General features: G+C 63.2%; 11 protein-coding genes. 3 read left to right on the top strand and 8 right to left on the bottom strand.

Features of this window, described 5'->3' with window-relative positions; all coding sequences use genetic code 11:
• Positions 1-114: 114 nt before the first annotated feature.
• Complete coding sequence (locus tag J3A71_RS13220; protein WP_096426196.1) at positions 115-939, top strand: aldo/keto reductase; 825 nt, start codon at positions 115-117, stop codon at positions 937-939.
• Between the two features lie 173 nt (positions 940-1112).
• Here the strand turns inward: J3A71_RS13220 and J3A71_RS13215 are convergent, their stop codons facing one another.
• From J3A71_RS13215 to J3A71_RS13195, 5 genes are all read right to left on the bottom strand, one after another.
• Entirely contained in the window at positions 1113-3209 is a 2097-nt protein-coding gene (locus tag J3A71_RS13215; protein WP_096426197.1) for an EAL domain-containing protein, read from the bottom strand.
• Between the two features lie 163 nt (positions 3210-3372).
• Complete coding sequence (locus tag J3A71_RS13210) at positions 3373-3867, bottom strand: GNAT family N-acetyltransferase (protein ID WP_096426198.1); 495 nt, start codon at positions 3865-3867, stop codon at positions 3373-3375.
• 246 nt (positions 3868-4113) lie between these two features.
• Positions 4114-5049 (bottom strand): catechol 1,2-dioxygenase, encoded by a 936-nt coding sequence (gene catA, locus J3A71_RS13205; protein WP_016487548.1) that lies wholly within the window; start codon positions 5047-5049, stop codon positions 4114-4116.
• Positions 5050-5092: 43 nt separating this feature from the next.
• Positions 5093-5383 (bottom strand): muconolactone Delta-isomerase, encoded by a 291-nt coding sequence (gene catC, locus J3A71_RS13200; RefSeq protein ID WP_016487549.1) that lies wholly within the window; start codon positions 5381-5383, stop codon positions 5093-5095.
• Between the two features lie 21 nt (positions 5384-5404).
• Positions 5405-6526 carry a muconate cycloisomerase family protein gene (locus tag J3A71_RS13195; RefSeq protein ID WP_023047752.1) on the bottom strand — a complete coding sequence of 374 codons (1122 nt, stop codon included), beginning with the start codon at positions 6524-6526 and terminating at the stop codon, positions 5405-5407.
• Between the two features lie 135 nt (positions 6527-6661).
• On the opposite strand from J3A71_RS13195, the gene catR reads away from it, so the two are divergent.
• Positions 6662-7534, top strand: coding sequence for an HTH-type transcriptional regulator CatR (gene catR, locus J3A71_RS13190; protein ID WP_016487551.1), 873 nt, complete (start codon positions 6662-6664; stop codon positions 7532-7534).
• A gap of 115 nt (positions 7535-7649) precedes the next feature.
• Here the strand turns inward: catR and J3A71_RS13185 are convergent, their stop codons facing one another.
• Complete coding sequence (locus J3A71_RS13185; RefSeq protein WP_023047753.1) at positions 7650-9056, bottom strand: amino acid permease; 1407 nt, start codon at positions 9054-9056, stop codon at positions 7650-7652.
• Positions 9057-9143: 87 nt separating this feature from the next.
• Complete coding sequence (locus J3A71_RS13180; protein ID WP_023047754.1) at positions 9144-10175, bottom strand: histone deacetylase family protein; 1032 nt, start codon at positions 10173-10175, stop codon at positions 9144-9146.
• A gap of 123 nt (positions 10176-10298) precedes the next feature.
• On the opposite strand from J3A71_RS13180, the gene J3A71_RS13175 reads away from it, so the two are divergent.
• Positions 10299-10781: an Lrp/AsnC family transcriptional regulator gene (locus J3A71_RS13175; RefSeq protein WP_016487553.1), complete on the top strand. Its 483-nt coding sequence runs from the start codon at positions 10299-10301 to the stop codon at positions 10779-10781.
• A 141-nt stretch (positions 10782-10922) separates the two neighbouring features.
• Here the strand turns inward: J3A71_RS13175 and J3A71_RS13170 are convergent, their stop codons facing one another.
• Entirely contained in the window at positions 10923-11834 is a 912-nt protein-coding gene (locus tag J3A71_RS13170) for a LysR substrate-binding domain-containing protein (protein ID WP_016487554.1), read from the bottom strand.
• Positions 11835-11880: the final 46 nt, after the last annotated feature.

Here is an 11880-nt window from a genome sequence, read left to right as displayed (position 1 = left end):
CTGACGGCAAATACTGTTCGCTGATCGACCAGTTTGTGCCTCCAACGCATGGCCCGCGCTTCGCTGATCGCCGACCATCGAGTGCGAACCCTGCACACCCTACAAGGAATTTACATGCAAAGGCTCACCACCCGAAACGGTCTGGACCTGCCTGCAATCGGCCTGGGCACCTGGCCGATGACCGGCACCGAATGCACCCAGGCCGTGCACCAGGCGCTGGACCTGGGTTACCGGCACATCGACACTGCCACAGCCTACGAAAACGAAGCGGCCGTTGGCCAGGCCCTGCGCGACAGCGACGTACCACGCGAACAGATCCACCTCACCACCAAGGTGTGGTGGGACCGCCTGGAGCCCAAGGCCATGCGCCAGTCGCTGGAAGACAGCCTGCGCGCATTGGGCACCGAGCAGGTCGACCTGTTCCATATCCACTGGCCCGGCAAGGATTGGGACCTGGCGCGCAGTATCGACACCCTGGTTGCGCTGCGTGACGAGGGCAAGGCACGGCATATTGGCGTGGCCAACTTCCCGCTGGGCCTGCTGCGCCAGGTGGTGGAAACCCTGGGTGCGCCGTTGTCGGCGATTCAGGTGGAATACCACGTGCTGCTCGGCCAGCAACCGCTGCTCGACTACGCCCGCCGCCATGACCTGTTGCTCACCGCCTACACCCCGCTGGCCCGGGGCCAGGCGGCGGCGCAGCCAGTGATCCAGGCGATTGCCCGCAAGCATGGCGTGCTGCCCAGCCAGGTGGCACTGAAGTGGTTGCTGGACCAGGACGGTGTGGCGGCGATCCCCAAAGCCAGCAGCTGCGAGAACCAGTTGGCCAACCTGGCTGCATTGAACGTGCAACTGGACGACGAAGACCGCGCGGCGATTGCCCAATTGCCGAAAGACCAGCGCGTGGTAAGCCCGCCGTTTGCGCCAGACTGGAATAGCTGAAATTCGTAAGCGCGACACGGACCTTGTGGGCGCGGGCGTGCCCGCGAAGAAGCCAACTCGGTGGCTGGCACCGGCTGCGCCGGTGTTCGCGGGCATGGCCGCTCCCACAAGGATTGCACAAGCTCTTGAAATTTGAGCAAGCCAATTACCCCCACAATCGGCTGCGTGAGCCGTCAGCCTGGCGTAATGACCTGCTTCAACCGCTCGCTCGCCGGTGCCGGCCGCCCGTACAGGTAGCCCTGGAAATGCGAGCACCCCTCCGCCGCCAGCCGGCGCATCTGCTCTTGCGACTCCACCCCTTCGGCCGTGGTCTTGATCATCAGGCTGTTGGACAGGTCGGTAATGGCGCGGATGATCGACATTGCTTCACGGCTGTCGCACATGTCATGCACGAACGACTTGTCGATCTTGATCCGGTCGAACGGGAACGAGCGCAAGTAGCCGAGCGATGAATAGCCGGTTCCAAAATCGTCCAGCGAAATCGATACCCCCAAGTCCTTCAGCGCGCGCAAGGTGCGCACGTTTTCGTCGCTGTTACCCAGCAACACCGACTCGGTTATTTCCAGCTCCAGGCGCTGCGCCGGCAGGCCCGAATCGGCCAGGGCCAAGGCGACAAGCTGCACCAGGTTGGCATTTTTGAACTGCACCGGCGACAGGTTGACCGACACCGTCTGCTCACTGTCCCAGCTGGCCGCTTCCTGGCAGGCCAGGTTCAAGGCCCGGATACCCAGTTCATGAATCAGCCCGGTTTCCTCGGCGATAGGGATGAAGTCCATGGGCATGACCATGCCCCGGGTCGGGTGCTCCCAGCGCAGCAATGCCTCATAACCGGTCACGCTACTGGTTTTCTGGTCCACCACGGGTTGGTAATGCAGCTGCAACTGGCTCAGGTGCAGCGCTGTGCGCAAGTCGGTTTCCACCAGGCGGCGCTGGCGGGCAGCGACGTCAAGCTCCACGTCGAAGCATTCGTAGCGATTGCGGCCGTTGCGCTTGGCCTCGTACAACGCCATGTCGGCATAGCCCAGCAGCTGCTCGGCCTGATCATTGTCATCCGGGGCGATGGCGATGCCGATACTTACCCCCACGGAGAACTGGTGCCCTTCGATCCGGAACGGCGGGCTGATCGCGTTGATCAGCCGCTGCGCAGTGTTGCACGCAGCATCGCGGCCATCGAGCCCGGTCAGTACCACGGCAAACTCGTCACCACCCAGCCGGGCCAGGGTGTCGTGCTCGCGCAGCTCGCGGCGCAGGCGTTTGCCCAGCTCGCGCAGCAGCTTGTCGCCGAAGGCATGGCCAAGGGAGTCATTGATGTTCTTGAAGTTGTCCAGGTCCAGGCACAGGGCGGCGGTCAGCTTGGCGTTCTCGCTGCCACGCACCAGCGCCTGGCGCAGGCGTTCGTGGAACAAGGTGCGGTTGGGTAGCCCGGTAAGCGCATCATGGTGCGCCATGTGGTGAATCTGTGCGTGGGCCGCCAGTTCCTCGGTGGCATCTTCGGCGACAAACAGCACGTAATCCGCCTGGCCCTCGGAGTGCTGGCTGAGCAAGGTACGGCTGCGCAGGGTCCGTGGACCACGGGCGGTCTCGACCCGGGTCTCGGCAGCATGGCCTTTGGTGTTACGGGCACCACGGGCCAGCTGCTGCTCAAGGTAGTCGGCGGCCGCCGGGCTCAGGCATTCGCCAGGCAGTTGGCCGATCATGCTGCGCCCTGGGCCGCCGAACAGGCGCTCGGCCTGCTGGTTGGCCAACAGGATGCGCTGGCTTTCCAGGTCCTGGACAATGACGCTGGCGGGAATATTGGCAATGACCGAGTCCAGGAATTGCGACAGCTTGGCCATTTCCTGGCTGTACTGCTCGGCCAGCTCCTTGGCCTGCAGCAGCTCCAGTTCCTGGCGGCGGCGTTCGGAAATGTCGCGGGTGACCTTGGCGAACCCCACCAGTTGCCCGGCATCGTCGTACACGGCTTCAATCACTACATGGGCGTGGAACGCCGTGCCGTCCTTGCGCAGGCGGGAGCCTGTCTCTTCAAAACGCCCCGTGCGCCGCGCCTGTTCAAGGTTTAGCGCTGGCCGCCCGGCTGCACGCTCGGCATCGGGGTAGAACAACGAGTAATGCTGGCCGACGATTTCATCGGCAAGGTAGCCCTTGGCGCGCTGGGCACCGGGGTTCCAGTTGGCGACGATACCCTCGGGGGTGAGCAGGTAGATGGCGTAATCCACCACGCTCTGAATCAACAGCCGGTACATGATGTCGGGGTTTGCAGCTAGCGACATGAACTTTACCTGAACCTTCGAAGCGCAAGAAAAAGGACCCCGGCAAGCGGTTGCCAGGTCTAGGGAGGCGTTAATGGCATTATGCCGCCCATGACGATTTTGTGAAGTAGCTCACAAAAATGTCGCTATTCCGCTTCAACGCCGCACAACAGCCGGCCAATCCTCAATGCCGGGCGCCGCTCACCAGGAAACTGAGCAGGTCCGGTTCATCCGTCAGCGTAATGGCCTGTGCCGGGCGCGACAGGTTCGCCAGTACGGCGCTGCAGAACGCCACGGCCGGTGCGTCGTGTGCGTAGCACCGCAGCAACCAGTCGCCCTCGCCGCCCAGCAGCTGCAACGCTACCGCCTGGCCGATGCCCTGGCGGCGGTACTTTTTCAGGATGAACAGGTCAGCCAGTTCAAGCGCGTGAATGCCCGGCAGCTCACTGCGTTCCACCAGCACGAAACCGGCGATAAAGCCGTCCGCCAGCACCAGGTACGCGCCCCAGCCCTCGTCCTGCCAGTAGCGTTGCAGGTGCCCGTCGTGGATGTAGAAACGACCATCCACTTCGACGTCTTCCTGCTCCCAGTCGGAGGACTCGTAGGCATAGAACTGGTAGAGGTTGCGGACCAGCGGAGCCTGGTCAGCGGTGGTTGGCAGCAGCGCGATGGGCAGCATGGGCGGGGCTCGGGCAAAAGATCGATTCTAGATCACCGGCCCCGGCAGCAAAAAGCCCGGGCCCTCCCCGCACGGAAAGGCCCAGGCAAAATCACAGCGAAAAACGGTCAGCATTGTGGGGGCGCTACGCGCCCCATTCGCGGCGCAAGGCCGCTCCCACAGGGATTGCACGATGGCACTGTCGCGCGCGATCCCTGTGGGAGCGGCCTTGTGCCGCGAATGGGCTGCGCAGCAGCCCCAAAAGTCTCAGCCTTCCTGCAACGCACGGGGCCGGTGGCTGCGGGCCTCGGCCTCCGGCGCCGTGGTCCCCTGCAGGTGGAAGTCGAACGCCAGCTCGGCAAAACGCTCGCCTTGCACGCCGCGATCACGCGCCGCAGCAGCGTCCTCGACAAACCGCAGCTCGCCGATCAAACCGTCGCGGGTGGCGTAGGCAAAGTCGTCCCACAGGTATTTGTCACCCTCGAAGTTGATCTGCGTGGTCAGGTGGCGGTGCCCCGGTGCCGAGATGAAGAAGTGCACGTGCGCCGGTCGCTGACCATGACGGCCGAGCAGGTCCAGGCACTCCTGGGTCGGGCCCTGCGGGTCGCAGCCATATCCCGACGGCACGATGGAGCGCGCACGGTAGCGCCCCTCGGCGTCGGTAATGATGCGGCGGCGCAGGTTGTACTCGGACTGGGTCGAGTCGAAGTACGAATAGGTACCTTGGGTGTTGGCGTGCCACAGGTCGACGGTGGCGCCGGCCAGCGGCTTGCCGTCGGCATCGAACACCTGCCCCTGCAGGAACATCACCACGCCGGGGTCGGTACCGTCGTCCATGCGCGCTTCGCCTTGTGCCAACGGCGCCCCGGCGACGTACAGCGGGCCTTCGATGGTACGCGGGGTGCCACCGCTCAGGCCGGCCTCAGCATCCTTGGCGTCCTGCAGCAGGTCGAGGAAGTGCTCGATACCCAGGCCTGCGGCCAGCAGGCCAGCCTCGTTACGCCCCCCCAGGCGGTTGAGGTAATCAATGGCGTGCCAAAATTCGTCTTCGGTGATTTCCAGGTCTTCGACCAGGCGCGCGGTGTCCTGCAGCACACGCAGAATGATCTGCTTGAAGCGCGGGTTGCCATCGGCGTGGTCCAGGCCAGCCACTTTGTTGAAGAAGGCTTGAATGTCGGCAGTGTGGGAAATTTTCACGGTCATCGTGCGTACCTCATATTGTTCTTGTCAGGCAGACAGGTGCGTATCAGCGGTCGTCGCTGTGAATCGACGAGGGATGCCGGCACAGGCCGTCGACCTCGATGTCCATGTACGGGAACAGCGGCAGCTGCATCAGTGTGTCGTGCAGCGCCTCGACGCTGGGCACGTCGAACACGCTGTAGTTGGCGTAGTGCCCGGCAATGCGCCACAAGTGGCGCCAGGTCCCTTCACGTTGCAGGCGCTGGGCCAGTTCCTTTTCATCAGCCTTGAGCTGGGTGGCCTTGGCCGGGTCCATGTCGACCGGCAGTTTCACGGTCATCTTCACGTGGAACAGCATGATTATCTCCTTGTTGGCTGATCAGCAACGGGCGAAGCGCGCCAGGCGCTGTTCGTCCAGGGTCAGGCCCAGGCCTGGGGTGCGGGGGATGTGCAGTTGGAAGTCGCGGTACTGCGGCGGCTCGTTGACGATTTCTTCGGTCAGCAGCAGCGGGCCGAACAGCTCGGTGCCCCAGGTCAGTTGGCGCAGGGTAAGGAAGGCATGGGCCGAGGCCAGGGTGCCGATAGAGCCTTCGAGCATGGTGCCGCCATACAGCGCTATACCGGCGGCCTCGGCGATTTGCGCAGTGCGCAACACCGCTCGCGGGCCACCGTTCTTGGCGATTTTCAGGGCGAAGATGCTGGCCGCGCCGTCGGCGGCCAGGCTGAAGGCGTCCTCGACGCTTTCGATCGACTCATCGGCCATGATCGGGGCCGGGCTGCGCTGGTTCAGGCGCACCTGGCCGCCACGGTTGATGCGCGAGATCGGTTGCTCGATCAGGTCAATACCGTTGTCGCCAAGCACCTGGCAAGCACGCACGGCCTGGGACTCGTCCCAGTACTGGTTGACGTCGACCCGCACGCTGGCACTGTCGCCCAGTTCGCGTTTTATCGTCACCACGTGCTTGATGTCCTGCTCCACCGGGTTGGCGCCAATCTTCAGCTTGAACACCCGGTGACGGCGAATTTCCAGCATGTGCTGCGCTTCGGCGATATCACGGGCGGTGTCGCCGCTGGCCAGGGTCCAGGCCACTTCCAGGCTGTCACGCACTCGGCCGCCCAGCAGCTCGCTCACCGGCAGCCCCAGGCGTTTGCCTTGGGCGTCGAGCAAGGCGCTTTCAATACCCGATTTGGCAAAAGTGTTGCCCTTGGCCAGCTTGTCCAGCTTGAGCATGGCCGCATTGATGTTGTCTGCCGCCAGGCCAATCAGCGCCGGAGCCAGGTGCGCGTCGATGTTGGCCTTGATGCCCTCGGGGCTTTCGTAGCCATACGCCAGGCCACCGATGGTGGTGGCCTCGCCGATACCTTCCACGCCATCGCTGCAGCGCACGCGCAATACCACCAAGGTCTGCTGCTGCATGGTGTGCATTGCCAGCTTGTGCGGGCGAATGGTCGGCAGGTCGACGATAATTGCATCAATACGTTCAATCAGCGCGCTTGTCATTGTGGCCAGGTCCCGTCAGGTCGGGCTGCCAGCTGCAGGCCCGAATGGTGCATTTACTTGATTGCTCAAGGATTGCGCGAGACCCTGATGACCGTCCAATATCAAATGAATCTCCCACCATACCCTGGAGGTCTGATGGAGCTGCGCCACCTGCGTTACTTCAAAGTCTTGGCCGAGACCCTGAACTTCACCCGCGCCGCCGAGCTGCTGCACATCGCCCAACCCCCCTTGAGCCGGCAGATCAGCCAGCTGGAGGACCAGCTCGGCACCCTGCTGGTCGTGCGCGAACGCCCGCTGCGGCTGACCGAGGCCGGTCGTTTTTTTTACGAACAGACCTGCACCGTGCTGCAGCAACTGCAGAACATCAGCGACAACACCCGCCGCATTGGCCAGGGCCAGCGCCAGTGGCTGGGCATCGGGTTTGCCCCCTCGACCCTGTACAACGTGTTGCCAGAGCTGATCCGCGAGCTGCGCCAGGACAGCGAGCTGGAACTGGGCCTGAGCGAGATGACCACGCTGCAGCAGGTGGAAGCCTTGAAGAGCGGGCGCATCGACATCGCCTTCGGGCGCATTCGCATCGACGACGCGGCCATCCACCAAGAGGTTCTGCGGGAGGACCCGCTGGTGGCCGTGCTGCCCAAGGGCCACCCGCTGGCGGGCAGCCCGGTCAGCCTGGCGCAGCTGGCTGGCGAGGCGTTCATCCTCTACCCGGCCAACCCCCGGCCCAGTTATGCCGACCACGTGCTGGCGCTGTTTGCCCAGCATGGCATGAGCATCCGCGTCAGCCAGTGGGCCAACGAATTGCAGACGGCCATCGGCCTGGTGGCCGTCGGCGTGGGGGTAACGCTGGTGCCGGCGTCGGTACAACAGCAACACCGCACCGATATCGAATATGTCGGCTTGCTCGATAGCAGCGCCGTCAGCCCGATCATTCTGAGCCGGCGCAAGGGTGATGTGAGCCCGATCGTGCAGCGGTGCCTGGGGTTGATCGAGCAACAGGCACTATGAACAAAACTTGCACCCTGTGGGAGCGGGCGCGCCCGCGATCACGGGCAGAGCCCGTGCCATCCACCGCGTCGCCTGCTTCGCGGGCATGCCCGCTCCCACAGGGTATGTGTTGTGCTCAGGAATGCGCTTGAGCGCGGCGGCGGTAGGCCAGCAACAGGAACACGAACCACAACGGCATCACGCACAGTGCCAGGCGGGTATCCGGCTGCAGTGCCAGCAACACCAGCACAAAGCCGAGAAAGCCCAGGGTCGTGACCGCCACCGGCACCCCGCCCGGCAACTTGAACACTGAAGCATTGTGCGCAGCCGGGTTGCGTTTGCGATAGGCGAGGTACGCAGCAAGGATCATCGACCAGGTAAAGATCACCAAGATTGCCGACACGGTCGAAATCAGCGTGAACACCGTCATCACCTCCGGGATGATGAACAGCAGGCTCAACCCGATCAGCATGCACACGCCGGAAAACACCAGGCTGTACACCGGCACGCTCAGTGCCGAAAGCCTGGCGAACAGGGCCGGCGCGTTACGCCGCTCGGCCAGCCCGAACAGCATCCGGCAGCCCGAGTAGACACCGCTGTTGGCCGAAGAGGCAGCCGAGGTCAATACCACAAAGTTGATCATGCCGGCCGCCGCCGGAAAGCCGGCCAGCAGGAACAGTTCGACGAAGGGGCTGCGGTTGGCCGGCACCTCGGCCCACGACACCACGCTGATAATGCACACCAGCGCCAGGATGTAGAACAGCAGAATGCGCAAGGGGATGGTGTTGATGGCCTTGGGCAGCGAGCGATGAGGGTTCTTCGCTTCCGCTGCGGTGGTGCCGATCAGCTCGGTACCGGCAAAGGAAAACACGGCAATCTGGAACCCGGCAAAAAAACCGCTGATGCCATGGGGCAGCACCGCACCCGGCGCGACCACGTGCGACAGCGAGGCAACCACGCCATTGGGCGAGGTATAGGACGTGGCGATCATGACCGCTGCCGTGATGATCAACAGCACGATGGCGACGATCTTGATGATGCCGAACCAGAACTCTACCTCGCCAAAAATCCTCACCGCCAGCATGTTCAGCCCCAGCAGCACGAACAGGGTGAAGAACGCGGGTAGCCAGGCCGGTGCATCGGGGTACCAGTACTGGAAAAAACCGGCCACCACGACCACGTCCCCCACCACCGCCACGCTCCAGCTCAGCCAGTACGACCAGCTCAGCACAAAGCCGGCGCGCGAGCCCAGGTAATGGGCAACGATATCGGCGAACGACTTGAAGCGCAGGTCGGACAACAGCAACTCGCCCATGGCGCGCATGACGAAGAACACGAAGAACCCGAGGATGGCGTAGACCAACAGGATCGAGGTGCCGGACAGCGCGATCACCTTGCCCGAGCCCATGAACAGGCCGGTGCCAATGGCGCCCCCTATGGAAATCAGCTGGATGTGGCGGTTTTCCAGCGTGCGTTGCAGGTGCCCGTCACGGTCGGGCGTTACCGGTTTGCTTTGCTCAAGGCTTGCGGGCATGTCTTGCATGGCGACCTCTTGTTATTGTTGGCCTGTCACATGTCGCGGTGCCGTGGCGACGCCCATTACTGGCTTCGTCACGGCTTCTCAGGCGGGTTAGCGCGCGCTTTCAAAACCTTGCAAGGTGTTCACTGCGTTGATGCCGATTTCGTCGACCATGTAACCGCCCTCCATCACGAACAGGGTCGGGATACCGGCACTGGCGATCTCGGCGCCCATGCGCAGGAAGTCGTCGCTGGTAAGCTTGAAGTGGCTGATCGGGTCATCCTCGAAGGTGTCGACCCCCAGCGACACAACCAGAAACTGCGGCTTGTGCGCGACAATGCGCTTGAGTGCATCCTGCAAAGCCGGCTGGTACTGGGCCCAGCGGGTGCCCTTGCCCATCGGGTAGTTGGCGTTGAAACCCTCGCCAGCGCCTGCGCCTTGTTCATGGGCGTAGCCGGAAAAATACGGGTAGGACACGTGCGGGTCGCCATGCAGGGAGGCAAAGAACACATCGGGGCGATCGTAGAAGATGTTCTGTGTGCCGTTACCGTGGTGGAAGTCCACATCCAGCACAGCCACGCGCCTGGCGCCCTGGCTCAGGCAGCGCTCGGCGGCGATGGCGGCGTTGTTCAGGTAGCAATAGCCGCCCATGTATTCCCGGGCCGCATGGTGCCCCGGTGGGCGGCACAGGGCGAAGGCACTGTCGGCACCGTCGATGATGCGCTGCATGCCGGTCAAGGCAACGTCGGCGCTGCTGCGCACCGCCTCCCAGGTGCCGGCGGTGATCGGGGCCCCCGCGTCCATGGCATAAAAGCCCAGCTTGCCGTCGATGAAGCCGGGCTCACGGTCGATAGCCAGGTCGCGCACTGGCCACACCAGCGGCAGCGCATCGTGGGTTTTGCCGGTGGCGGCCCATTCCGACCAGGCGTTTTCCAGGAAGCTTACGTAGCGCTCGCTGTGCGCCGCCACGTAGCAGGCCCGGTCGAAGGCCTGTTCGGCAATGACATCGCCAAGGCCCGTGCTGCGCACCCGGGCCAGTACGGTGTCGGCACGCTGGGGGTTTTCGAACGATGGCGTAATGGCGCCGTCCTTGAGTTCCGAGCCATGGTGCAAGCGGTGATTGTTGCTAAAAACTGTCAGCACACGAATGTCCTTTTTCAAGGGGTTACCGGATAACCAATTTTCGCGCCTGAACCGTGAAAATGCTTTGCTTTATGCTCAGCCAAACCGGATGCTTGAGGAAATTAATCACAGAATTGGCCGGTAATGAGCAAAGCCTTTGCTATCGAACATTTGGACGACACCGACCGCGAGCTGCTGCGCCTTTTGCAGGAGGACGGCACCCTGTCGAGCGCTGCGCTGGGCGAGCGTTTGTCGATGACCGTGACACCCTGCTGGCGCAGGCGCAAACGGCTGGAAGAGCTGGGCATCATCAAGGATTACCAGGCCAACCTCGACCGCAGGAAGCTGGGCTACGACGTGATGGCGTTTGCCCAGGTGCGCTTTGGCAACCATTCGGCCAACGCACCGGATGAGTTCGAGCAGGTGATATTGAAACTGCCGCAGGTGCTGTCCTGCCACAAGGTAACCGGCGAGGCTGACTATGTGCTGACGGTGTTGGCAAATGACCTGGAGAGTTATGGGCGATTCGTGGAAGAGGTGTTGCGCCGTCAGCCAGGCATTGCCTCGATCCAGTCAAGCCTGGCGCTGCGCGAAGTGAAGGCGGTTTCCCGTATCCCCGTGCCCTGAAACCCACCGCGCTGCGCTTTTGATTGTTGCAGGAGCAGCCTTGTGCTGCTCCTGCAGGGTGATGCGGTAGCCTGATTGATGGTGCGAGACAGTTGATCCCACAAAAAATCAAAAGCGGAGCGCACATGATCTGGGTTCGGCCTACTCCGGCAAGCTGTAGCGCTCGGCAAAGTACTGCCGGAAAAAGTCCACCGCCACCCGCACCTTGGCCGAGCTGGCCAGCGGCGAGGTGTATACCGCCCAGATATCCGCCGGCTGGTGATAGGCCTCCAGCACCTGCACCAGGCGCCCGTCCTGCAGGCTGTCATGCACATCCCACCATGAACGCAGCAGTATCCCTCGGCCATCCAGGCACCACTGGTGCGCCACTTCACCATGGTTGGTCGACAGGCCGCCCGTCACACGCACGCTTTCTTCACCCATCGGCCCCATCAGTTGCCACACACCAAACGGGTGGTCACGTTCCTTGATCACCAGGCAGTCGTGGCTGCCCAGGTCGCCCAGCACCTTGGGCGAACCCCGCCGCGCCAGGTAAGCCGGCGCAGCACAGAGCACCCGGCGGTTACGCGCCAGCGGCTTGGCGATCAGGTTGGGGGCAATGGCGTTGCCCACGCGGATGTCCAGGTCGACACCTTCGGCGATCAGGTCCACCAGGCGATCGTGCACATCCAGGCGAATGTCCAGCCGCGGGTAGCGCTCGGCCAGCTCCGACAAAGCCGGCGCCACGAAGCGCCGCCCCAGCCCCAGGCTGCTGGCGATGCGCAACTGCCCGGCCGGCTCGCGGTGCTGGGCGCTGATGTCATCACCCATGCGCTGTACGGCATCGAATATCTGCAAAGCCCACTGATACACCCGCTCCCCTTCCTCACTCACCGTCACCCGCCGCGTGGTGCGGTGCAACAAGCGCACTTCCAGTGTTTGCTCGAGCATGCGGATGCGTTTGCTGATATACGCCGCCGACATGCCCAGCTCATCGGCCACAGCCGCAAAGCTGGCGCGCTTGGCCACTTGCAGGAAGATATTGAGGTCGTCGAGGTTGGGCAGATTATTCACGTATCGTGTTCCAAGAATCCATGATTGGCGAGATTATCTCCGGCTC

This window comes from Pseudomonas sp. PvP089 (assembly GCF_017875165.1).
Taxonomy (GTDB): Bacteria; Pseudomonadota; Gammaproteobacteria; order Pseudomonadales; family Pseudomonadaceae; genus Aquipseudomonas; species Aquipseudomonas fortuita.
Note: the sequence above shows the minus strand (reverse complement) of the source record. Positions and strands in the feature narration are given on the sequence as shown.

Bases quoted from the DNA above. Each gene is read 5' to 3' on its own strand.
- J3A71_RS13220 (WP_096426196.1), top strand. From the start codon at position 115: ATGCAAAGGCTCACCACCCGAAACGGTCTGGACCTGCCTGCAATCGGC.
- J3A71_RS13215 (WP_096426197.1), bottom strand. From the start codon at position 3,209: ATGTCGCTAGCTGCAAACCCCGACATCATGTACCGGCTGTTGATTCAG.
- J3A71_RS13210 (WP_096426198.1), bottom strand. From the start codon at position 3,867: ATGCTGCCCATCGCGCTGCTGCCAACCACCGCTGACCAGGCTCCGCTG.
- catA (WP_016487548.1), bottom strand. From the start codon at position 5,049: ATGACCGTGAAAATTTCCCACACTGCCGACATTCAAGCCTTCTTCAAC.
- catC (WP_016487549.1), bottom strand. From the start codon at position 5,383: ATGCTGTTCCACGTGAAGATGACCGTGAAACTGCCGGTCGACATGGAC.
- J3A71_RS13195 (WP_023047752.1), bottom strand. From the start codon at position 6,526: ATGACAAGCGCGCTGATTGAACGTATTGATGCAATTATCGTCGACCTG.
- catR (WP_016487551.1), top strand. From the start codon at position 6,662: ATGGAGCTGCGCCACCTGCGTTACTTCAAAGTCTTGGCCGAGACCCTG.
- J3A71_RS13185 (WP_023047753.1), bottom strand. From the start codon at position 9,056: ATGCAAGACATGCCCGCAAGCCTTGAGCAAAGCAAACCGGTAACGCCC.
- J3A71_RS13175 (WP_016487553.1), top strand. From the start codon at position 10,299: ATGAGCAAAGCCTTTGCTATCGAACATTTGGACGACACCGACCGCGAG.